Raw genomic sequence first — 22,827 nt, 5'->3', positions numbered from 1 at the left:
GTAGTTTAGAAACTAGAAAATGTAATGACTTTGGCGCTTCATTAGTTTTAAATCTTGCAATATTGCTGCTTTGGCGCGTATAGTCACGTTGTAACTCTGAAATTGGCCAATCGGCACCCACGAAAAGGACATCTCCCAACAATGCAAATCTCGATATATACTAAACTGCGGTATCACGACCTGCATTTGACCAAAATCGTAGCCTCCGTTGAATTGCACTTTCCACTTCGGCGTTACGTTAAAATCGCCATGCAATTGTACAGTACTCGTTATATTGCTACCCATGCGCTGTTCTTCCCTGTTAAAGACGCTGGCATAGTTAAAACTAAAAGAACCTGATAAGTTCCACGGAATATTGAAATCCACAAAAGCATTAGGATCTCGACTTACGCGCGCAAGCGCGTCGGCTTGCTCTTGAGTCATTCCTGGCATATTATTTTTCAGTGAATCGATATTATTATTGCGACTTCGCGAAGCATCTGGGTTAAAGCTGTAATCGAAAGACAGACCAAAATTTGTAAGACGTGCCAAGCTACCTTCGCGCAACATAAAACGGTTAATGCGTGTACCAGTTACTCGATCGTACGTATAGGGGTCAAATGCACCATTAAAATTCAGATTGATCTTTTCGTTAAATAATGATGTACGTCCCGAGAAACTAATCATGGACAATTTCAATGAGTCAGCTGCCACATTATAATTACCACTAAAAGTAAGACCCTGAAGTATTTTTACTTTTCTAATGCCTGATCCCGTAGTATCTTTATCTGAGCGAACTTTTGCCTCAATGTTATTGTCAACAGAAAAACCAATCCCCATAGAACGGCCTGCGGCCGGACCGCCGAATATCGCACCATCGAAAATAGAATACCGTGCAGCTTGCCCCTGTGGATTAATATAATCTCTATAAAATCCATAGCGCGGATCACCAAAGTCAGGTCGATAGTTTAAATTCACGGATGGCGTTACCACATGTCGTATAGCTTCTATTTTACCTATTTTTGGATATTGACCATATACTTTTGTAGAAAGCCCTGAAGACATGGAGTAATCGTATGCGCGGCGAAATCCTTGAATCGTATCACGCATATCGCGAAAACCAAGTTGATCGTTTTCTCTATAATTACGAATACTTTGCAAATACCACCTTTCGGTGTAATTAACCGCGGTATTGAACTGAAAATATTTCAGCACCTGCAACGAAAGTGCAATCGGAATGGTATGTTGCATACCATTTGTAAAATCGTTCAACGTTTCTTTTCGGAATAATAGCGAATCTGTAGTAGTCAACTTATTAGTTCCTTGCAAACTATATCCTACCGTAATGCGCTCATACCATCGCTGCCTTCCTTGTCCGTCGCCAAATTTAAAAGGGTTAAAGGTCGAAACGTTTAAGCTGAATGTCGGCAACTCCAAATCCAACCTTCCAGTAGCGATATCTTGCCGGTGGCTCATGGTCGAGGTAAAATTCACCTTTCCGTCAGCAAACACACGACCATAACTAATATTAGACGACATATTATTTTGTGTCAATTGTCGAAAATCGTTTGTACCATTTGCCGCCGTATTCCGAAAGTAAGAACTAGTACCAAAGTTGACGGATGCCGAAAAGGAAGTTCCCGGATTAGCCTCCTGGCGTTGTGTATGATTCCATGTGACGTTAAAATCCTGTGCCCGATTATAGCTCTCCGTTCCTTCTATACCAGTCGGCGTAGATCCATATCTAAGATTGAAACCACCGTTAAATTTATAGTTGACGATATATTGTGTACGCATTGATGCCTCAAAAGCACCTCTAGAATAAATATTTGTTCGAAATTCGGTATCCCAATAATCATTAAAAGTTAAGTACCAACCTAGGTCACGCATCGCGAATCCGCGGGTCGCATCTTCTCCAAACGAAGGAAAAAGCATACCTGAGGCCGGCTTATCTTGCTTTGGAAAAAAACCAAAAGGAATGGCAACAAATTTCATTGGAATATTCTGTACGACGAGATAGGAAGGACCTGCTATAATCTGATTTTTGACTACTAATCCTTTAGAAATCTTGATACCGAAATGCGTATGTGGCTCGGGTAAGTTACACGTGCTATACAAACCATCAAATAATGACATCTCTTCGTAAATGTTACGGCGTACTACCCTAGCTTGTACAAATGCGCCATCCACCTCAGTCATCACACCAAAGGTTTTCGGTATCTGAGTTTTATAGTTATAAAACAACGAGTCCACTGCAATCGGCCCTTCGCCCGGCATGATTACAACCGGCCGCCCAGCATACTTCCCATTATGATCATTTATACCCGAAGCAAAAAGTACATTCGTATTTCTGTCTAACCGAATGTAATCTGCGGCTAACTCAAAATCTTGATACTTGACCTTGGCACCACCATACAGATGAAGAATATTTCGACTTACTTCATTCACCGAAGAATCATTTGCCACAATCGTGACCACAGTTTCTAAATCGCTCTCAGAATCCTTCATGACAACTGTATCACGCCCTGTCACTTCTTTGAAGTTATTTTGCGCGGTATCAATTCCTAATGTATCTACCAACGACGAATCTCTTAACGGGATAGTATCTCGTGTAGGTCTAGCCTCCTGCGCAGTAGCGAATAAAACATTCACAAACACGAGGATAAGCATACCGAAAAGAGAAGTAAACGCTCTCAAAATAAATTATGAATGTTATGTTTGTATAATGTTGATATGTTCTCCGGCAAAAATAGTTAAAAAACCGATACTGTGAACGATTTTAACATTCTTCACCGAGCGTCGAAAAACCATTTACATGTACCAAAATGAGTATATTTTTAAACGAAGTGACAAATGATTTTGCTAAAAAATGTTAATTCTTTAATACGAGCGATATTTCTATCTTCCCTAATTTGCGGCAGTTTGGTTTATGCAAACGGATATACCTCCCAAAAAAATGCGCCTAAGCACATTAATCATGTGATCAACAAACCTTTTTCTTTAGTGGTGATCGATCCAGGCCATGGCGGCGACAAACCAGGAGCAAAAGGACGTATTTCAGCAGAAAAAGACATCGTTTTACAAGTTTCTAAAAAATTAAAAGCTGCAATAGAAGAAGAAATGCCCGGCGTAAAGGTGCTACTTACGCGCGATAGCGATGTGGACGTACCTTTCTACGAACGTACTGCCCTAGCAAATAACAATCACGCCGATCTCTTTCTTTCTGTACACTGCAATTCGGCAAACTCAGAACGCCGAGTCAAAGGGCGGACTCAGGTTACACGCAGACCGCACGTACGCGGTACCGAAACATTTGTTTGTGGATATAATCGCCTAGCGCAACAAGATGTCGCCATCCGTGAAAATGCCGATATTCTGTTAGAAGAGAATTATAAGGAAAACTATAACGGCTTCGATCCGAATGATCCTTCCACTTATATTGTATTTTCTCTAATGAAGCGAAAATATAGAGATCAAAGCATCAAAGTAGCCACCATGATGCAAGAAGAATATGTACAATCTGGCCGAGCAAATCGTGGCGTACAAGAGCTCTCCCTTGCGGTATTGGCTACCGCAGGAATGCCAGCCGTACTTACCGAAATCGGTTTTATAAGTAGTCCCGAAGAAGAGAATTTTATGCTCTCGGACCACGGACAAGCCGAGATAGTAAGTAACTTAACTACTGCTATTAAACGCTTTAAGACAAGTGTGGAACGTTAATTGTTATACGACACGAATATTCTACATACATTAACAATTATTTAATAAGTCATAGTATATTGATGATTCAAGAGCACTCAGCAACCCGACCTCAAAGAATTCAAAACATTGTATTACTTCTCTCGTTATCAACGCTGTTGATTGTTGTTTTTGGAAGTTTTAGGGAAAAACCAAACACTGATAAACCCGCACAAAAAATCAAAACAATCGTGTTAGATGCAGGCCACGGCGGGCACGATTCGGGAGCAGTAGGCTCGCAATCTCGCGAAAAGGATCTTGCCTTACAAATAACATTGAAACTCGGAAAAAAGATAGAACGCGAAATGTCCGGAGTAAAAGTTATCTATACACGTGATGATGATAGCTATCCAAAATTATATGAGCGCCCGGCCTTGGCTAATAAGCACCACGCCGATTTATTTATATCCATCCATTTGAATTCAGTGGGCAGGTCCTCCAGTAGATCCGCAAAAGGCACAGAAACTTTCGTTTTGGGTTTTAACAGCATGGTAAATCAAGATGTTGCGATGCGCGAAAATGCTTCTATTCTCTTGGAAGATAATTATGAAGAGAATTATGATGGATTTGACCCTAATGATCCTTCTACGTATATCGTATTTAAATATTTGAAGAAAATGTATCGAGATCAAAGCATCAAGCTCGCCAGTTATATGCAAGCAGAATACGCTCGATCAGGCCGTGTCAATCGCGGTGTCAAAGAACTTCCCTTGGCGGTATTAAAAACAGCAGGAATGCCCGCTGTACTAACTGAAGTTGGCTTTATCAGCAATTCGGAAGAAGAGAGATTCATGATGTCTGCACAAGGTCAACAAGAAATAGTAGATAATCTATTCAATGCTATAAATACGTATAGAAAAAATATGGAACGTTAAACTTTTCTTATATTAGAATGTTAACATACTAAAGAATCAAACTTACGCTATCATTTAAAGGCTAAATATTTTGAAAATTTCAAACGAAACTAAAGTCGGAGCGCTAACTGCCATTGCCATTGCATTGCTATTTATTGGCTATAGTTTTTTAAAGGGCAACGATGTTTTTACATCTGAAAACACTTACTACACGGAATATAATAATGTAGATGGACTTTCTGCATCAAAACCTGTGATGGTAAATGGCTACCAGATTGGGCGAGTATCTAGCCTAAAGATGCAGGACAATGGAAAGATCCGTGCCGAATTCAAAATTAAGAACGATTATGCCATTCCTTCCAATACGGTTGCTCGTATTGTAAGCGCCGACTTATTAGGCAGTAAAGCCATTGTGTTTGACTTGGGCAACAGTACGACGATGGCGCGTGATGGAGATCCCTTGCTTTCTGACATTCAGGCAAATTTGATGGAGAAAGTGGAACCTTTGCAACACAAGGTCGAAAATCTGGTAGTCAAGGTAGATTCTGTGCTAACCGCCGTCAATACGGCCTTGGACGATGAGTTTCAACGCGATTTTAAGCAAAGTCTTCGTAGCATATCGACATCCTTGAGTAATGTCGAAAAAATTACAAATGACGTAGAAGGTTTAGTTGGCTCAGAGCGTATGCGCTTGGCGCAAATTATGATGAACCTCGAGTCGATTACCAACAACTTTAAGCGGTATGATGGGCAAATCAATTCTATACTGAATAATCTAGACACAATGTCTAATAATTTGGCTCAGGTACAAGTTAAAGAAACAGTAGATAATGCGAACAAAGCGATGCAGGAAGTACATGCCATCACCCAAAAGATTCAAAACGGTGATGGATCGTTGAGCTTATTACTAAACGACGATAGATTGTATAACAACCTTAGCGATGCGTCAATGAATTTGGACAACTTGCTGAAGGATGTCAAAGAAAATCCGGGACGTTATATCCGCCTAAGCATCTTCGGCAAGAAAGACACTAAGTAATCATCCCTTTATATTTTCACACAAAAGAATAGGCCTGCGTATCGCGCAGGCCTATTCTTTTTTGTGTGTGTGTGTGTGTGTGTTGAAAATTGCTTTATAAGGTTTCTGCTAACCACCGGAAAAATTCGCGTTGCCACACCTGTGCATTGTGACCAGATAGTACCCAATGATTTTCTTCTGGCAAGTACACTAGTCTACTTTTAATGCCACGCAATTGTGCTGCTTGGAACGCTTCCAAACCTTGACCGATTGGCACTCTAAAATCTTTGCCACCTTGGATCACCATAATCGGCGCATCCCACTTTTCGATATGCTTAATCGGATTGAAAGCAGTATACGTTTGTTCGTTGGCTGAGTCCCAATAAGGGCCACCCAAATCTTTGTTGGCAAAAAACAATTCTTCGGTTGTGCCGTACCAAGAAGTCATGTTGAACAAGCCACAATGAGAAATAAAGGATTTGAATCGACCTTCGTGTACGCCCGCCAACATAAATACAGAATAGCCGCCATAACTTGCGCCAACCGCACCTAATCGCGCCGTATCGACATACGATTCGGTAGACAAATCATCTATCGCAGATAAATAATCGCGAATAGGTTGACCACCCCAATCTCCAGAAATATCTTCATTCCATTTCACTCCCCAACCTGGCATACCACGGCGGTTTGGTGCAATCACAATATAACCTTGTGAAGCGATTAATTGCAGATTCCAACGGAGCGAGTAAAATTGCGTTACCGCAGATTGTGGCCCGCCTTGGCAATACAATAAGGTGGGATATTTTTTTGTTGGATCAAAGTCCGGTGGATATACTACCCACGAAAAAAGATCTTGCCCATCGGTTGCTTTGGTAAAGCGGCCTTTTACTGGCGTTTCGGCGATGTGCGCGTAGGCATCATCATTCACTGTCGTAATCGCACTCAGCTCGCGCGATTTAAAATCATACCGATAAACTTCTGCAGCACGTGTAAGACGCGTAGAAGTCACTACCAAACCACCATCATACTCTCCAACGATTCCGGTGATATCAAACTCACCCTCGCTAATTTGTGTAATCTTTGGAAGCCCTTTAGTCGTTAGCTTATTCGGCACTTGTACTTCAAAAAGTTGCACAGTTCCTTTTACAGGCGCCGTGAAATAGATCTTTTTACCATCTCTGCTCCAAGTAAAAGCATTGACTGTTTCATCCCAATGTGCCGTCAGATTCAGTCGAATTTTATCGCCATCATCCTTTAATATAATATCATTCTTATCGGCTTCGTAACCATCCGTTTTCATGCTCAACCAAGCCAGCCGATTTCCGACAGGACTAAAACTCGGGTGAGTATCATACCCGTTCATTCCTTCAGTCAGGTTGCTCACCTGTCCGCTCGCCAAGTCGTAATGATAGATATCGGTATTGGTACTTAAAGCATATTCTTTGCCTGCTTTCTTTTTGGCTACGTATAAGATCGCTTTGCTATCTGGCGACCACGCAAAATCTTCGGCTCCGCCGAATGGTGCTTGCGGACTATAATACGGCTTGCCTTCTAGCAAGTCAATTCCTTCGCCCAACTTCCCATCAGCATAGCTGGCTACAAACGGATGCGTAAAGCGACCGTCATTGAAGGAATCCCAATGCCGAAAAGCCAGATCATCGTATACATATACATCACTTTTTGGCAAATCCTGGTATTTGTCTGGGCTGTGCACCGCATTCACGAGTACCGATTTGCTATATAGAATATGTTTTTTATCTGGCGAAAGCTTCACGTCGGATAGCTTGCCTTCGGTATCGGTCAGCTTGGTTTTCTGAGCACCATCAGCTTGCATCTTCCACAGATCACCTTTGTACAAATAGATGATCTCCCCTTGGCTATTGATCTCCAAAATAGTTTCTGATCCAGCTTCTGTGGTCAGTGGTGTCGGATTTCCGCCTTTTATCGGTACGACAAATAGATTGCGCTCGGCAGCGTTGGTCTCAAAACTGTATTGCGCGACACCGTAGATCAGGTTTTTACCATCGGGAGTCAATCGTTCGCCCGACACGCGACCTAGCTTCCACAGATCTTCTGCCGTTAAGGCTTTTCGGTCGGAAGAGATATTCACCACTTCCGTATTTTTTGTACGCTTTATTCGTTGTGGCACATCTTTCGAATTTTGTGCGTGCCCGAGTGTGGTGATACTCATCACCAGCAAGGCACCCAACATGTTTTTTGTATATGTCATTTAGTGTTGTTGTTTGTTGCATTCATCCGATGCGCTATCCAGCGATCAATTCTTTGGCATGTTGCAATGCTGCTTCGCCTGGCTGAGCGCCACTCAGCATTTTCGCGATTTCGACGATGCGCTCTTCCGGCGCCAACGCTTCGATCCGAGAAAGTGTGCGTTCGTCTTGATCTTCCTTGTATACTTTAAAATGGCGCTTACCTTTGGAAGCAATCTGCGGAAGATGCGTAATGGCAATCACTTGCATATGCGCTGCTAATGCATCCATCACCTCGCCTACTTGTAGCGCTACCTCGCCCGAGATACCTGTATCGATCTCGTCGAAGATAATGGTCGGTAATGAAGAAGACCGCGCCACCAATGATTTCACCGCAAGCATTACCCGCGAAAGCTCACCCCCAGAGGCGACTTTGTGAATTGGTTGTGGAGATTGCCCTTTATTCGCCGAGAATAAGAAAGCTACTTTGTCTGTACCATGGGTATTGAAGATATCGTTTTGTGTGAGTTGAATCTCCAAGACTGCATTAGGCATGCCTACTTTCTGCAAGGTTTTCTCAATTTCTTGTTTGATATCGGGCAGTACATTTTTTCGCTTTTCCGACAGGGCTTGCGCTGCTTCGAGGCTAAGCTGTTCGGCTTGTGCGACTTCTTCTTGCAAGCGACTCACTTCTTCTTCTTGATTATGGAGCGATTTCATTTTTTCGCGGAGGCTCTCGCCCAATGCGATTAATTCGTTGACATCAGCTACGCGGTATTTCTGGACCAATCCATAAAGGGTAGACAAGCGTTCGTTTACAAATTGTAATCGCTCTTCATCTACCGTGATGGACTGTTCTTTCTGTACCAATTCGGCTGCGATATCTTTGATTTCGATAATATTGCTATTCAATCGAGCCAGCAAGTCATCTCCTCCCGACAGATAGGTCGAGATCCGTTGCAGTTCGTGTTGTGTGTCGCGGAGGCTCTGCACGATGCTTTGCTCCGATTCTTCTACCAAATGAATGGACTGAAGCAATCCGCGTTTTATTTCTTCGGCATTCTCCAATTGCAGTTGCTCTGCTTCCAACGTATCTACTTCGCCTTCAGCAAGTTGAGCAGTATCCAATTCATTCACCACAAATTGGTTATAATCCAATTCCGTGTTGGATTTCGCAATAGCCTCTTCCAGCTGCCGCAATGTTTTGGTCGCCGTTTTGTAATGTTTCCATTGCGTATGGTACTCATTGAGCGCTGCTGCATTGCCAGCTACACTATCTAGCACGAGAAATTGAAAATCTTCCGTATTGATTTGGGTGGTCGCTTGCTGCGAATGGATATCGATCAATCGTTCGCTGAGTGCCTTCAGCACCTGCAACGTGACGGGCGAATCATTGACAAAAGCTCTGGATTTACCTTCTGGACTAATCTCTCTACGAATAATGGTTTCCGCCTCGTAATCCAGATCTTGCTCGTCAAACAAATCCTGCAATGCATACTGTTGAATATCAAAATATCCTTCGATAATACACTTGCTACCATCGTGGAATGCATATTTCCCTTCGACCCGATTGCCCAGTATCAATCCTAGTGCGCCCATGATAATGGATTTTCCGGCACCCGTTTCACCGGTAATGATGTTTAGCTTATCATCAAACTCGATATCTAGAGAATCTATCAAAGCGTAATTTCTAATCAGAAGCTTTCTTAGCATGCGTTGTCCGGTTATTGTGTAACCAAAGATAAAAAGGATTTATTAGATACACTGTTGCCCGAATGCGTAATGTGCCGGAAATCCGTATTTTTGTGTAATGCCTGATTTTACCAAGTCACTCGCCCGATATATGCCCGAAGCCGCAGCACCCATTATTTCTCAATGGATTGTGGATACCGAATGTCGTTTTCGTATTTCGCGTTCGCGCAGCACCAAACTCGGCGATTACCGAGCACCATTTCAAGGGCAAACTCACCAGATCTCGGTAAACCACGATCTCAATCCTTACGCATTTCTGATCACCACGGTGCACGAGTTTGCACATCTAAAAACGTGGACACAGCACAAACATCGGGTAAAGCCACACGGTTTGGAATGGAAAAACAACTTCAAGACCTTGATGACTCCATTCTTCAAGTTGCAGGTATTGCCACATGATGTGACGGTGGCACTCGTAAAATACATGGACAATCCAGCGGCATCGAGTTGCACCGATTTGAATTTGTATCGCACCCTAAAAAAATACGATCAGGGTGCAAGTGAAGTGATCACGGTCGAATCAGTGCCAATCGACAGTGTATTCTCCTTGAAAAATGGGCGTGTTTTCCAGAAAAAGGAAAAGTTAAGAAAGCGATTCGAATGTGTGGAATTGGCGACGGGCCGATTCTATTTGTTTCATCCTATCGCAGAAGTGATTCCGGTACCGCCCGCATAAACTATCCGACAATGGATATCTCGAAGAACTCTTATATTTGAATTATGTATAAAACGCTACCTATTCTAGCATTATCACTACTTGCATTGGCTTCCTGCCATTCACAAAGTGAACAATATGATGCCTCTACATTGGATTCAGCTGCACTGGCAGCCATTTCCGAAACTACTTATCGCAACTATGTCACCGAACTTTCTTCCGATGATTTTCTGGGAAGAAAACCATTCACCAAAGGTGATACATTGGCGGTACAGTATATAGAAAAACAATTCAAAGATTTGGGATTAGCACCGGGAAATGGTGATTCTTACTTTCAAGAAGTGCCGATGGTGCAGATTGACGCCAAACCAACAAACAACACCTGGACCTTTAGTGGTGCAAAAGGGCAAGTAAATGCGCGCTATCTGGATGATTTTGTGATTGGCTCACCGCAATTGAATGAGCAGATTCAGGTCAGTGATTCGGAATTGGTATTTGTAGGTTTTGGGATTGTAGCACCAGAATTTGACTGGAACGATTATGCTGATGTGGATGTAAAAGGAAAAACCGTCGTGGCGATGATTTCTGATCCCGGCCGTTACGACAAGAATTTGTTCAAAGCAGATACCATGACCTATTACGGTCGCTGGACATACAAATACGAAGAGGCCGCGCGACAAGGAGCTGCAGGCGTGATCCTGATTCACGAGACGGATGCCGCTAGTTATGGTTGGAACGTGGTACGCTCTGGCTGGTCTGGTCCACAACTAAGTTTAGTACCCCAAGAAAATGCACAGAATGTACAATTTCAGAGCTGGATAACCACACCAATTGCCGATCAACTCTTTGCCATTAGTACCATAGATGCTGGCGCGATGGAAGACGCCAAAAAGCCAGGATTCAAAGCGCGTGAGATGGGCGTAAAAACGGGTGTAACTTTGCAAAATAAAATCCGGAAATCGACCTCCAACAATGTGATTGCACAACTAAAAGGCACGAAGCGTCCAGATGAGGTAATTATCTACACCGCGCATTGGGATCATCTAGGCGTAGGCGAAGCCACGGATGGCGATTCTATCTTCAATGGCGCTATTGATAATGCGGCTGGCGTAGCCGCATTGTTTGAGATTGCAAAAGCATTCCAAGCGGCAAAAGTACAACCAGAACGTACCATCGTATTTATGGCGGTGACTGCCGAAGAAGAAGGTTTGCTCGGTTCGCAATATTACACGGAGCACCCAATTTTTCCATTAGATAAAACCGTCGGCAACTTAAACATGGATGCCTTCAACGCCGTTGGTGCGACCAAAGGCGTGTCTATCGTAGGTCGTGGACAGACGGAATTAGAAGATGTTGTAGCGCGTTCGGCTGCAAAATTCGATCGCGTAATAGTCGATTCTGGAAATCCGTCATCGGGCGGATTCTACCGCTCCGATCACTTCAACTTTGTGAAACAAGGCGTACCGGGCTTATTTATGGGGAGCGGCGGCGATTATCTAGAAACAGATACCGTTGCACTGAACAAGAGAAAAGAAGCGTTGGCGGGCACGTATCACACGGTGCACGATGAGATCAACGAGCATTGGGATCTCACTGGTATCTTGGCCGATATTCGTCTGTTTTTTGACATTGGCTATAGCCTGAGCATGGATACCGCATTTCCGAATTTTAAAAGCAAATCGGAATTCAAAGAATTAGGCGACAAACGGCTATCAAAGTAGTATATTTGAGCCGAGATAATCTATTGAAGTACTAATATTTTTATGATAACTGGAATGAAACATTTACACTCTACACTGGCTGTAGTACTGCTCATCGCTTTGGTGATTTCTATTGTAATTACTTTGGCTAACTATTTAGGCAAAAAACCATATAACCGCAAAATTGCACTGATTGGTTTTATTAGTGCTCACCTTCAGTTGTTGGCTGGATTGATTATTTATTTCGTTTCTCCGTTGGGATTGGAGAGCGTATCGGGTGCTAATATGAAAAATAGTCTTTCGCGCTTGTATTTTTTGGAGCATCCATTGGTAATGCTTTTGGCAATTGTATTAATCTCTGTAGGATATATTAAAGCAAAGAAACTAACCGATGCGCAAGCCGCTAATAAAACGGTATTGATTTTTTATGTGATTGGATTGATTTTGATCTTAACCCGTATTCCTTGGTCTACTTGGTCTTTATTAGGCTAATACAAGATTTTTAAAGTAAGTCGAGCGCTCAAACGATGTTTGAGCGTTTTTTTTTGACTTTCTATCTAATACGTTGAAATCTATATTTGAGGCTTCGCAACAGCACAGCTTATTATTCCTGATTATGACCGGAAAAAGTGCCTTCTGGTAAGTAAAACATCTCTAATTCTTTTTTATCATTTATAGTTCGGCAGGTACCATTTTGCAGTAACACCATCTTGGTACAAAGACTCAATGTAGAGTGATAGTCATGATCTGATACCACAATGCCTTTATGTACTCGAAAGCTCGAGATCTGAGCAGCAACTTCATCCTTAATGATGGGTGATAGTCCGGAAAAAGGTTCGTCCAACAAAATAAAAGTTGCAGGTTGATGCAATAGCAGCACAATTTCTAAAAATCGACATTCGCCGCCAGATAAGTCTACCACTAAATTATCTTTTACTCGTTCAATAATTGCGTGATGTAGAACACGTACTCTTTTTTCTTCTTCAGGTATCATGAGGCGCACGGCTTCTCGAACGCGCATAGCGGTGGGCAGAAAGCGATCTTGCGGCAGATAGCAAACTTCTTTTGATAAGAAGGGCTTTTCGATGCGCTTACCATTAAGTCTAATGTAACTATGTTTTGCCTTTAATGCGCCGAACAAGATTTTCATTAAAGTAGATTTCCCGCATCCGTTACGACCTATCAGCGCGACAATCTCTCCTACTTTACAATGTAAAAATCCTCCTGTAAGTAATGGCTTTCGAGCATCGTAACAAAACGCTACAGAATCTATATATAATTCTTTTAGTATCGATCCGTTCATTCTAATACATAAAAGTTTGTTCGTCGAACAAGTAATGAACTAAAAAGTAAATGATGATGGCAACGCTCAAATTTAGCAGAAAGGCTACTAGTTGTAAGCGAAAACGACTGTAACCTAAATTGTAGTACAGATACATGGTATTGTTTTCAAAAAATCGGACAATACCGACACTCACGAGGTAGCCAACTGTAGCAAACATACTGGCGTAAAACGAGATGTTGCCCAACAATAAGACTAATGCTATACTGAGAAAAATATTGATAAAGAGAATCGTTTTATAAAAATGCCAATAAATGCGCATGGTTAGTCTACTGTCGTTTCCTCGACAATATACACATCTTCATTGGTTCGTTTCATTTTGAATTTTTCGCGGGCGATCTTCTGGATAATGTCTGGATTGGATTTGACATCTTTAATCGCTGTAGATATGGTAGAGATTTCGTTGGTGTAATACTCTTTTTCGGCTTCTAGCTTTCTTCGCTCTTGCTGATAGTTGTATTGCGTAGCTAGGTCATACCGATCAAAGAAAGCCATCCAAGCGATAAAAACCGCAACGGCAATTAAATACTTATTTCGAACTACACTGACGAAGCGCTCCATAGACACAAAGATATTATTATCGCATTAATATGAATGCATTAAACAAAAAATAAATAATAATCCGTGTTTAACTGCTCACCTAGCACGATGCGCTAAAATCTACACTAATTTTTTGGTTCGATAAAAAAAGGCTATCAAAGTACTTCCGTACGCTGATAGCCTTTTAGAAAACAATCCTAAAACGGATTATTTTTTGGTTGCGTATTTGAATGCGCTACCGATGTATTTTGCATTGCTACCCAATTCTTCTTCGATGCGAAGCAATTGATTGTATTTTGCAATCCTGTCTGATCTAGAGATCGAACCTGTTTTGATTTGTCCACAGTTCAACGCTACTGCTAAGTCAGCAATGGTGTTATCTTCTGTTTCACCAGAACGGTGCGACATTACTGAAGTATAACCATTGTGCTGCGCCAAAGAAACTGCATTGATCGTTTCGGTCAACGAACCGATTTGGTTTACTTTTACCAAGATCGAGTTTGCTGTATCTGTATCAATACCTTCTTGAAGACGTTTTGTGTTCGTTACGAATAAATCGTCGCCTACTAATTGTACGCGATCACCGATTTTCTCGGTCAATAACTTCCAACCAGCCCAGTCATCTTCACCCATACCATCTTCGATCGAGATAATTGGATATTTCTCTGTCAATTCTGCTAAGTAGTTTACTTGCTCTTCTGTAGAACGAACCGCTCCGTTAGCACCTTCGAATTTCGAGTAATCGTATTTACCGTTTTCAAAAAATTCTGTAGAAGCACAATCTAATGCTAAGAATACGTCTTGACCCGCTTTGTAACCTGCTTGCTCAATCGCTTTCAATACTGTTTCGATCGCATCTTCTGTACCGTCGAATGTAGGTGCAAAACCACCTTCATCACCTACTGCTGTAGATAAGTTACGGTCGTGCAAGATTTTTTTCAACGTATGGAAGATTTCAGCTCCCCAACGAAGTGCTTCTGAGAAAGATGTAGCGCCTACTGGCATGATCATAAACTCTTGGAACGCGATAGGCGCATCAGAGTGCGATCCACCGTTGATGATGTTCATCATCGGAATAGGAAGCGTATTGGCATTGACACCACCGATGTAGCGGTACAATGGTTGACGGCTTTCTTGTGCGGCAGCTTTTGCAACAGCAAGAGAAACACCTAAAATCGCGTTAGCGCCTAAGTTGCCTTTGTTTTCGCTACCATCCAAATCAATCATGATTTTGTCAATGGCATTTTGCTCGAATACATCCACACCTTGCAAAGCTTCAGAGATTTTCGTGTTTACGTTCTCTACTGCTTTCAACACGCCTTTCCCTAAATATTTTGCTTTATCGCCATCACGCAATTCAACCGCTTCGTGGGCTCCTGTAGATGCTCCAGATGGAACAGCTGCACGACCAACAAAACCATTTTGTGTGGTTACATCAACTTCAATGGTTGGATTTCCGCGCGAATCTAGTATTTGGCGCGCATGTACATCGATTATTAAACTCATTTTTACTGTATATGGTTATCTAAAAATATCTTTCACACATAGTGTATCAAAAACACTAAGATACAAAACTTTGCCTTAGTTTTCAAAGATAGGAATTATCCATAGTGCTGCAAGCATTAACAAAAAGATAACAACATAAAAATGAGGCTTGTATCTTTATCCTTGCACGGCCGCTACAAACTCCTTGATAGACTTTGCCGGATCATCCGTCCGCATAAAGTTTTCGCCAATTAGAAATCCGCTATAGCCTACTTTCTGTAGTTCACGAATCGTCTCAGGATCTGAGATCCCACTTTCTGATACTTTGATGTAGCTGTCAGGAATCTGTGCGACCAACTCGTAAGAATGATCTAGTGAAACGCTGAAATCTTTCAGATTTCTGTTGTTCACGCCAATGGCATCAATCGTATCAAACAAACTACGGCTCAATTCTTCGGCATTGTGCACTTCTAATAGCACACTTAAGCCAAGCGATTGCGCATATTCGGACAAAGATTTGATCTCGTCGGCGTTCAAGCAAGCAGCAATCAACAAAATAATATCTGCTCCGTAAGCCTTCGCTTCGGTAATCTGATACGGATCGATGATGAACTCTTTGCGCAACAACGGAATTTGCAACACTTCACGTGCAGCCGTCAAATCGGCTAAACTTCCCTGAAAGAAATCCGCGTCGGTGAGCACAGAAACGGCAGAAACGCCCGCATTCTGGTATCCCTGTACCACTTCTTGTACAGTGACATTTCCGTTAATCACGCCTTTGGAAGGCGATGCACGTTTGTATTCGGCAATAATGCCGGTATGTCGGCCATCGGCAATAAAATCGCGCAAGCGATAGCACGTTCTGCCAAACAGCGGATAAGCTTCCAGCTCCGCAGCGCTTACTTTTGATTTTGCTACCGCAACTTCTTCCCGTTTCCGATCTATAATTGTATCTAATATGGTCATACTATAATTTCTAAATTAATTCCTAAAGCGTTGTATTTAGGAAAGCCAGTTGGCAATTAATTGGCGGCCATTATCTGTCAAGATCGATTCGGGATGAAATTGCATACCGCGCACATCGTATTCTTTATGAGATAATGCCATAATGATTCCATCGTTGTCTACCGCGGTGACTTTCAGGCAATCGGGCAAAGTGTCGCGATCCACCGCCCACGAATGGTAACGACCAATCTGCGAATCTTGTGGAAAATCTCGAAACAAACGTTCTCCCGAATCCAACACCTGAATACCAGTAGCGACGCCATGCAAAGGTTTCTTCATATTGAATAAAGTACCGCCATATACTTCGGCAATCGCTTGCTGACCTAAGCAAATTCCTAGAATTTGTTTGCTCGCGCCATAGCGACGAATTACATCCATCAGTAATCCGGCTTCGCTCGGAATTCCCGGTCCGGGAGATAATAGCAAACTATGATACGCTTCTACATCTTCCAAGGCAAATTTATCATTGCGCACCACGTCGTAATCCCGACCAAGCTCTTGCAGCAGATGCACCAAGTTGTAGGTAAACGAATCGTAATTATCGATGACTAATATTTTGTTATTGTGCATGCGGCAACTTGGTTTCTAAAGTGTGTATATTGTTTGGTATCTCTTCTGCCAAAGTGGCTGCTTTGGCGATGTAAGCATTTTTTAACTCGAGTAATTCGGCTATTCTGTGCTCAATGGTTTGCAGTGAATCTGCCACATGCTTTTGGTGTTCGCAGTATTCTAGTGGTCTTATCATCATAGCGTTTGTGCTAAATCTAATGCGCGACGCAAGGCCGCAATTTTGTTATTTACTTCTTGTAATTCACTCTCTGGATCCGAATCCAATACAATCCCGGCGCCAGCTTGGTAATGCAATACATTACCTTTACTCAGAAACGAGCGAATCATGATCGCGTGATTGAAATCTCCATTGAAACCCATAAAACCGATGGCCCCAGAATAAAACGATCGCTGCAAACCTTCGTAACGATCAATCAATGTCAAAGCCATATGCTTTGGTGCGCCAGATAATGTACCTGCCGGAAAGGTATCGCCCACCACATCAAATGGATTGGAGCCTGCATGCAGCTTACCTGTCACTTTGGAAACCAAATGGATAATGTGGGAATAATATTGTGCTTCTTTGTAAGATTTCACCTGTACATTGGTACAATGTCTGCTCAGATCGTTTCGCGCCAAATCTACCAACATCACGTGCTCGGCAGATTCTTTGGGATCATGCTTGAGCTGCTCGGCGATCTGCTCATCACGCTCCATATCGCCCGTACGTTTGAAAGTTCCTGCGATCGGATAAATGGTGGCTTCGTCTTTACGAATGGTCAATTGTGCCTCCGGCGAAGATCCAAAAATTCGGAAATCGCCATAATCAAAATAGAATAAATATGGTGATGGATTGACCGAGCGCAACGCGCGATAAACATTAAACTCGTCTCCCGTGAAGCCAACCGAAAATGCACGCGAAGGTACAATCTGGAAGACATCACCGCGCTGGATATGCGTTTTCATCTTACGCACCAATTCGCGAAACTCTTCATCAGTCATATTCGAACCTTCGTTTTCTTGTTTCTTGAAAGCGTATTCTGGGAAATTTCGATTTTGAATAATGTATTCCAACCGGTCTAGATCAGAAGTTTCATTCTCCAACAGGTTTTCAAAAAGAAATAATTGATTTCGGAAATGATCGATCGCGATGACATATTTGTATACATGGTATTGCATCGGTGGTATGTCGCGTTTAGGATCTTTTGGCGTAGTGAGCTGAATATCTTCATAATGCTCGACCGCATCAAACGAGAAATAACCAAACAAGCCATTAGATATGAGATTAATCTCCGGCACGGCTTCTGAATGGAAGGAATCTCGGAAGGCAGAAACTTCCTCCTTAAGATTGATCCCTTTTATTGGTTTACTTTGCTTCGGCCTATTCGGGTACGAAATATGTAACCCTTCTTGATTCAATACAATACCAGCGATGGGCTGACAACAGATATAACTGATATTATTATCGCGGCTCTGATATTCCGAACTTTCCAGTAATAAGCTATTGGGAAACACGTCGCGCAGGCGCAGATAGATACTTACCGGCGTAGTGGTATCTGCCAAGATCTTCTTGTAGTTCGTTTTAAATGTATATGACATGTATTCGCATTTTCTGATATAATGAGCTGTTTTTCTTCAAAACAAATGAGGCCCGACGTTCGCGTCGGGCCTCATGTAAATAGGATGTATCTTTTATATTATACACACCAATAGTTATGCCTGCCGACGCTGTTTGCACCCGGCCACCACCACGATTGATATGTTGTATTATTCGACATTGAGAAACAAATATAATATTATTTACGGATAATACTAATGCACAGTCAGAATAAATTAAAAAAAGGTTTCGAGCAAACATTTCACGTATTATTACGTTCTAAGAGCAGTGAATAAATAGTGAGACTCGGCGCATGCAAATGTGTTCAGCAACCCATAGAGTCGACAACATTACCGAAACGATAATAATGAGTCCGAAAAACAGTAACAAAGTAATCATTGTCTCTAATCGACTACCAGTAAAGATTGAAAGAAAAGAAGATGGATTGGTCATCAGCCCAAGTGAAGGAGGTTTGGCGACAGGACTTGGATCCATCTACAACGAAGGAAACAACATATGGGTAGGTTGGCCAGGCATCATTCCACAGGATGAAGCTGAAAGCGCATTTATCACTGAAGAATTGCGTTTGTTGAACCTTGTTCCTGTTTTCCTTACGGAGGAAGAGATACTGGGTTATTATGAAGGTTTCTCTAACGAAGTGCTTTGGCCAATATGTCATTACAGTCCTAGTTATGCGGTATATGATACCGACAACTGGAATAAATATGTGCAGGTTAACGAAAAATTCGGACAAATCGTACGCGAATACATCGACAGCGAAGATACCGTGTGGATACACGACTATCAGCTCATGCTACTGCCAAATGTACTGCGCAAGCAGTACGAAAGATTATCCATCGGCTATTTCCAACATATTCCATTTCCTCCGGATGAAGTATTCAGAAGCATTCCGTGGCGCAATGAATTATTACTAGGCATACTTGGCGCAGATTTAATTGCCTTTCATACTTTCAACGACACACAGCATTTTCTGGATGCATGTACGCACATCCTCAACATACCAATTCGTAATAATTACTTACAGATTCGAGGGCGTAGTGCATACGTTGAAGTGTACCCAATGGGTATAGATTTCGACAAGTTTAACACTTTATCGAAAGACAATGGAGTAAAACAGCGAGCACTGGAAATAAAATCATACTTTAAACAACGCAAAATCATCTTATCCATCGATCGACTGGATTATAGTAAGGGGATAATTCAACGGATTGTGGCGTTTGAAGAGCTACTCAAAAATTATCCTGAGCTGCGTGAGCAAGTAGTATTGTACATGTTGGTGGTACCATCTCGCGATAAAGTAAAACAGTATAAGCGCTTGCGTGATGAGATAGATCGTAAGGTTGGTAATATCAACTCTGTGTATGGCTCTACCGACTGGACTCCGATTGCTTATTTCTACAACTCTTATCCGGTCGAAGAGTTATCTTCTTTATATGTAGCAGCGGATGTATGCCTAATCACTTCCATACGCGACGGTATGAACCTTGTGAGTAAGGAATACATTGCTAGTAAGGAAGAAACTTCCGGCGTATTGGTATTGAGCGAATTGGCTGGTGCATCAAAAGAATTGATCGATGCGGTACACGTTAATCCCAATTCGGTCGACCAGATTAGTCATGCGTTGCACTTCGCATTGCATATGTCGGAAGACGAAAAGCAGAACCGCATGAAAGCTAACTTTGAGTTGGTCAAGAAGTTCAATATTCATCATTGGGTCGAAATTTTCTTTGCTCGCATGAAGGAAATCAAAATTCAACAACGCAAGGAATTTGCCCGCAAAATCCAACCTGAAAACAACGAGGCAATCTCAGCTGGCTTTTATAAAGCACAAAAAAGGATATTTTTTCTCGATTACGATGGTACGCTAATTGGCTTTCACAATGAAGCAGACAAAGCAACACCAACTGACGAGGTGTACCAATTGTTGGACACGTTGCAATCTGATCCGAACAATACCGTGGTCATCATTAGCGGGCGACCGCATCAAACTTTGGACAAATGGTTTGGCGACCGTGGCTACACATTAGTGGGCGAGCATGGCGTATGGAAAAAGCTACCTGGCGAAGCATGGCGAAGCAAATCCAATTTGTCGGATCGTTGGAAACCTTCGGTAAAACGTATCATGAATAAAATTGCTAATCGTACTGCTGGATCCTCCGTCGAGGAAAAAGAATACTCCATGGCTTGGCATTATCGTAAGGTCAATCTGGATTGGGCAGATTACGTGCGCAAGAATTAATGGATAGCTTACGCTACTTGATCCCGCATCATGGCTTGCAACTTTTGTATGGCGATAAGGTTATAGAAGTCAAGAATTCGGAGGTCAATAAAGGTAAAGCAGCTAACGGCATTGTTGAAAAACTACAGCCGGATTTTATCTTCGCAATGGGCGATGATGCTACCGATGAGGATATGTTTCATGAATTGCCAAGCGAGACGATATCAGTCAAAGTTGGTAGTAAAAAATCTGCTGCCAAGTATTATGTCGATAGCCAGCAGGATGCTATACAATTACTGCATTCTATATCCGGATTAGTTCAAAAAAATCAACCCGAATAACTTAATATATATAGGCTTTATATGTCGCAAAAACATCGTTATGAAAGCGGTATCATAGGTAACTGCTCTTATATTGCCCATGTGGGCAAAGACACCAATGTGAATTGGCTTTGTTGGCCTTCTTTCGAAGATTCATTTGTCTTCGGTTCGCTATTGGACAAGGACAAAGGTGGAGAATTCTCAATTAGACCCACTAGCGATATTTTGGAAAGCAAGCAATACTATGTAGATAATACTAATGTACTATGTACGGAAATTGTGAGTGAAGACGGCTCTTATCGAATTACAGATTTTGCGCCACGCTTTGAACAGTACGAACGGTACTACAAACCATTGATGCTGATCCGGAAAGTAGAACCGCTATCGGGCCATCCGCAGATCCGGGTAACGTGCGAACCTACTTATGATTACGGAAAGCAATCTTTCAAAAAAGATCGTGGTAGCAATCACGTACAATTTCACTCGGCCGATACACACATGCGCTTGGCTACGAATATGCCGATCAGTCATTTTTTCGAAAATGAGATGCCATTTCTATTAAACCAGACTGTCTACCTGATCCTGACGTATGGCAGCGCATTCGAGGCACCGATCGAGCGTACAGCTGAGGAGTTTCAGAAAAGAACTCAGCACTATTGGCAGAAATGGATTAAAAAAGCATCCATCCCGACATTTTATCAAAAAGAGGTTATTCGTTCAGCGTTAGTTCTCAAATTACACCAATATGAAGATACGGGCGCTATTATCGCGGCAAGTACGACCAGCTTACCGGAGCATCCGGGCTCTGGCCGCAATTGGGATTATCGCTACTGTTGGCTTCGTGATAGTTACTATGTGCTGACGGCTCTTAGCCACATCGGCCAGTTTGAAGAGATGGAAAAATATGCCTCTTACATTGCAAATATCACGCACATTGACCAAGATCGACTGCAACCGCTTTATGGAATTTTCGGACAGCACAAACTGACTGAAAGCACCTTGGATTATTTGGATGGCTATCTTGGTGAGCAACCGGTACGAATTGGTAATCAGGCACATGAACACATACAAAATGATGTGTACGGCCAAGCGCTGATCGCGCTCCTACCCTTACTGACGGATAGTCGTTATAATCACGAATCGAAGATCAATGTACGTGAGTGGACATCCTTTATCTTGAAAAAAATTGGAGCTACCATTGATGAGCTAGATGCAGGAATTTGGGAATTCCGAAACTTCGAGCAGCGCCACTGCTATTCTAATCTCTTTCAGTGGGCCGGCAGTACGGCAGCGTTGAAAATTGCACGTATGTACGGACTTAAAGATATTGAAGAAGAAGCCCAACGACTTAAGAAACGTGCTGCCGAACATATTGAAGGATGCTTTGATCCCGAAAATGGGGTTTATACAAATGCGATTGACAGCAAAAACTTAGATGCGAGCACCCTGCAACTCATCATGATGAATTACTTGGATCCATCCAGCGAAAAGGCCGCTAAACATCTCGAGGCACTTGAGCAGGAACTAAAAGCGGAGAACGGCTTATTCTATCGGTATCTGCATAAAGATGACTTTGGCAAACCCAAATCTACCTTTCTAGTATGTGCATTTTGGTACGTAGAAGCGTTAGCATGTGTCGGTCGTGTAGAAGAAGCAAAAGAGATCTTTGAGAAATTGATGCAATACAGCAACCACCTAATGTTGTTCAGTGAAGATGTTAGTGAATTCGACGGCAGCCAATGGGGCAATTTCCCACAAGCTTACAGCCACGTTGGCTTAGTCAACGCAGCATATAGGATAGCTGTAAAATTGGATAAACCAACTTTCTTCGAAAAAGAATAAATCCA

Annotated in this window: 20 protein-coding genes; 9 read left to right on the top strand and 11 right to left on the bottom strand. The window is 42.3% G+C overall.

Features of this window, described 5'->3' with window-relative positions; genetic code table 11:
- Window positions 1-12: 12 nt before the first annotated feature.
- Window positions 13-2,676 (bottom strand): putative LPS assembly protein LptD, encoded by a 2,664-nt coding sequence (locus A0125_RS04445; protein ID WP_197464789.1) that lies wholly within the window; start codon window positions 2,674-2,676, stop codon window positions 13-15.
- A gap of 156 nt (window positions 2,677-2,832) precedes the next feature.
- On the opposite strand from A0125_RS04445, the gene A0125_RS04440 reads away from it, so the two are divergent.
- The 3 genes from A0125_RS04440 (at window position 2,833) to A0125_RS04430 (ending at window position 5,610) form a co-directional block, all read left to right on the top strand.
- Window positions 2,833-3,699 (top strand): N-acetylmuramoyl-L-alanine amidase family protein, encoded by an 867-nt coding sequence (locus tag A0125_RS04440; RefSeq protein WP_082784904.1) that lies wholly within the window; start codon window positions 2,833-2,835, stop codon window positions 3,697-3,699.
- A 62-nt stretch (window positions 3,700-3,761) separates the two neighbouring features.
- Complete coding sequence (locus A0125_RS04435; protein ID WP_066752829.1) at window positions 3,762-4,592, top strand: N-acetylmuramoyl-L-alanine amidase family protein; 831 nt, start codon at window positions 3,762-3,764, stop codon at window positions 4,590-4,592.
- 70 nt (window positions 4,593-4,662) lie between these two features.
- Complete coding sequence (locus tag A0125_RS04430; protein ID WP_066752826.1) at window positions 4,663-5,610, top strand: MlaD family protein; 948 nt, start codon at window positions 4,663-4,665, stop codon at window positions 5,608-5,610.
- A gap of 94 nt (window positions 5,611-5,704) precedes the next feature.
- On the opposite strand, the gene A0125_RS04425 is transcribed toward A0125_RS04430, so the two are convergent.
- A complete protein-coding gene (locus A0125_RS04425; protein ID WP_231863126.1) occupies window positions 5,705-7,819 on the bottom strand; it encodes a S9 family peptidase in 2,115 nt (704 codons plus the stop codon).
- Between the two features lie 34 nt (window positions 7,820-7,853).
- Entirely contained in the window at window positions 7,854-9,509 is a 1,656-nt protein-coding gene (gene recN / locus A0125_RS04420) for a DNA repair protein RecN (protein ID WP_066752823.1), read from the bottom strand.
- 97 nt (window positions 9,510-9,606) lie between these two features.
- Here recN and A0125_RS04415 point away from each other — a divergent pair, with 97 nt between their 5' ends.
- The 3 genes from A0125_RS04415 to A0125_RS04405 are packed head-to-tail and all read left to right on the top strand — an operon-like array spanning window position 9,607 to window position 12,395.
- A complete protein-coding gene (locus A0125_RS04415; protein ID WP_066752821.1) occupies window positions 9,607-10,224 on the top strand; it encodes a SprT family zinc-dependent metalloprotease in 618 nt (205 codons plus the stop codon).
- Between the two features lie 44 nt (window positions 10,225-10,268).
- Complete coding sequence (locus A0125_RS04410) at window positions 10,269-11,924, top strand: M28 family metallopeptidase (protein WP_066752819.1); 1,656 nt, start codon at window positions 10,269-10,271, stop codon at window positions 11,922-11,924.
- A gap of 54 nt (window positions 11,925-11,978) precedes the next feature.
- Window positions 11,979-12,395 carry a hypothetical protein gene (locus tag A0125_RS04405; protein ID WP_066754202.1) on the top strand — a complete coding sequence of 139 codons (417 nt, stop codon included), beginning with the start codon at window positions 11,979-11,981 and terminating at the stop codon, window positions 12,393-12,395.
- 112 nt (window positions 12,396-12,507) lie between these two features.
- Here A0125_RS04405 and A0125_RS04400 read toward each other — a convergent pair whose 3' ends face one another.
- From A0125_RS04400 to A0125_RS04365, 8 genes are all read right to left on the bottom strand, one after another.
- Window positions 12,508-13,206, bottom strand: a complete 699-nt coding sequence (locus A0125_RS04400; protein ID WP_066752817.1) for an ATP-binding cassette domain-containing protein — start codon at window positions 13,204-13,206, stop codon at window positions 12,508-12,510.
- A gap of 1 nt (window position 13,207) precedes the next feature.
- Entirely contained in the window at window positions 13,208-13,507 is a 300-nt protein-coding gene (locus tag A0125_RS15810; protein WP_066752815.1) for a hypothetical protein, read from the bottom strand.
- A gap of 2 nt (window positions 13,508-13,509) precedes the next feature.
- Window positions 13,510-13,806, bottom strand: a complete 297-nt coding sequence (locus A0125_RS04390; protein ID WP_066752812.1) for an FtsB family cell division protein — start codon at window positions 13,804-13,806, stop codon at window positions 13,510-13,512.
- A 186-nt stretch (window positions 13,807-13,992) separates the two neighbouring features.
- Window positions 13,993-15,291 carry a phosphopyruvate hydratase gene (gene eno / locus A0125_RS04385; protein WP_066752810.1) on the bottom strand — a complete coding sequence of 433 codons (1,299 nt, stop codon included), beginning with the start codon at window positions 15,289-15,291 and terminating at the stop codon, window positions 13,993-13,995.
- Between the two features lie 156 nt (window positions 15,292-15,447).
- Window positions 15,448-16,236, bottom strand: a complete 789-nt coding sequence (trpC, locus tag A0125_RS04380; RefSeq protein ID WP_066752807.1) for an indole-3-glycerol phosphate synthase TrpC — start codon at window positions 16,234-16,236, stop codon at window positions 15,448-15,450.
- A gap of 36 nt (window positions 16,237-16,272) precedes the next feature.
- Window positions 16,273-16,845 (bottom strand): anthranilate synthase component II, encoded by a 573-nt coding sequence (locus A0125_RS04375; protein WP_066752805.1) that lies wholly within the window; start codon window positions 16,843-16,845, stop codon window positions 16,273-16,275.
- Window positions 16,835-17,023 carry a hypothetical protein gene (locus A0125_RS04370; protein WP_156472419.1) on the bottom strand — a complete coding sequence of 63 codons (189 nt, stop codon included), beginning with the start codon at window positions 17,021-17,023 and terminating at the stop codon, window positions 16,835-16,837. Before A0125_RS04370 ends, A0125_RS04375 begins: the two co-directional genes overlap by 11 nt.
- Window positions 17,020-18,423, bottom strand: a complete 1,404-nt coding sequence (locus tag A0125_RS04365) for an anthranilate synthase component I family protein (protein ID WP_066752801.1) — start codon at window positions 18,421-18,423, stop codon at window positions 17,020-17,022. The genes A0125_RS04370 and A0125_RS04365 overlap by 4 nt, the downstream gene beginning before the upstream one ends.
- A gap of 365 nt (window positions 18,424-18,788) precedes the next feature.
- Here A0125_RS04365 and A0125_RS04360 point away from each other — a divergent pair, with 365 nt between their 5' ends.
- Genes A0125_RS04360 through A0125_RS04355 form a run of 3 tightly spaced genes read left to right on the top strand, consistent with a single transcriptional unit; the run spans window position 18,789 to window position 22,822 of the window.
- The gene (locus A0125_RS04360; RefSeq protein WP_410528178.1) at window positions 18,789-20,681 is read left to right on the top strand and encodes a bifunctional alpha,alpha-trehalose-phosphate synthase (UDP-forming)/trehalose-phosphatase; all 1,893 of its coding nucleotides are present in this window, start codon (window positions 18,789-18,791) and stop codon (window positions 20,679-20,681) included.
- Window positions 20,654-21,001, top strand: coding sequence for a trehalose-phosphatase (locus tag A0125_RS16575; RefSeq protein ID WP_410528177.1), 348 nt, complete (start codon window positions 20,654-20,656; stop codon window positions 20,999-21,001). The genes A0125_RS04360 and A0125_RS16575 overlap by 28 nt, the downstream gene beginning before the upstream one ends.
- 21 nt (window positions 21,002-21,022) lie before the next feature.
- Window positions 21,023-22,822, top strand: a complete 1,800-nt coding sequence (locus tag A0125_RS04355) for a glycoside hydrolase family 15 protein (RefSeq protein WP_066752799.1) — start codon at window positions 21,023-21,025, stop codon at window positions 22,820-22,822.
- Window positions 22,823-22,827: the final 5 nt, after the last annotated feature.

This window comes from Sphingobacterium populi (genome assembly GCF_001586775.1).
GTDB lineage: Bacteria > Bacteroidota > Bacteroidia > Sphingobacteriales > Sphingobacteriaceae > Sphingobacterium > Sphingobacterium populi.
This window is presented reverse-complemented; position numbering and strand designations above follow the sequence as displayed.

Bases quoted from the DNA above. Each gene is read 5' to 3' on its own strand.
- eno (WP_066752810.1), bottom strand. From the start codon at position 15,291: ATGAGTTTAATAATCGATGTACATGCGCGCCAAATACTAGATTCGCGC.
- A0125_RS15810 (WP_066752815.1), bottom strand. From the start codon at position 13,507: ATGCGCATTTATTGGCATTTTTATAAAACGATTCTCTTTATCAATATT.
- A0125_RS04425 (WP_231863126.1), bottom strand. From the start codon at position 7,819: ATGACATATACAAAAAACATGTTGGGTGCCTTGCTGGTGATGAGTATC.
- recN (WP_066752823.1), bottom strand. From the start codon at position 9,509: ATGCTAAGAAAGCTTCTGATTAGAAATTACGCTTTGATAGATTCTCTA.
- A0125_RS04415 (WP_066752821.1), top strand. From the start codon at position 9,607: ATGCCTGATTTTACCAAGTCACTCGCCCGATATATGCCCGAAGCCGCA.
- A0125_RS04405 (WP_066754202.1), top strand. From the start codon at position 11,979: ATGAAACATTTACACTCTACACTGGCTGTAGTACTGCTCATCGCTTTG.
- trpC (WP_066752807.1), bottom strand. From the start codon at position 16,236: ATGACCATATTAGATACAATTATAGATCGGAAACGGGAAGAAGTTGCG.
- A0125_RS04400 (WP_066752817.1), bottom strand. From the start codon at position 13,206: ATGAACGGATCGATACTAAAAGAATTATATATAGATTCTGTAGCGTTT.
- A0125_RS04370 (WP_156472419.1), bottom strand. From the start codon at position 17,023: ATGATGATAAGACCACTAGAATACTGCGAACACCAAAAGCATGTGGCA.
- A0125_RS04390 (WP_066752812.1), bottom strand. From the start codon at position 13,806: ATGGAGCGCTTCGTCAGTGTAGTTCGAAATAAGTATTTAATTGCCGTT.
- A0125_RS04355 (WP_066752799.1), top strand. From the start codon at position 21,023: ATGTCGCAAAAACATCGTTATGAAAGCGGTATCATAGGTAACTGCTCT.
- A0125_RS04410 (WP_066752819.1), top strand. From the start codon at position 10,269: ATGTATAAAACGCTACCTATTCTAGCATTATCACTACTTGCATTGGCT.
- A0125_RS04435 (WP_066752829.1), top strand. From the start codon at position 3,762: ATGATTCAAGAGCACTCAGCAACCCGACCTCAAAGAATTCAAAACATT.
- A0125_RS04360 (WP_410528178.1), top strand. From the start codon at position 18,789: ATGAGTCCGAAAAACAGTAACAAAGTAATCATTGTCTCTAATCGACTA.
- A0125_RS04375 (WP_066752805.1), bottom strand. From the start codon at position 16,845: ATGCACAATAACAAAATATTAGTCATCGATAATTACGATTCGTTTACC.
- A0125_RS04440 (WP_082784904.1), top strand. From the start codon at position 2,833: ATGATTTTGCTAAAAAATGTTAATTCTTTAATACGAGCGATATTTCTA.
- A0125_RS04365 (WP_066752801.1), bottom strand. From the start codon at position 18,423: ATGTCATATACATTTAAAACGAACTACAAGAAGATCTTGGCAGATACC.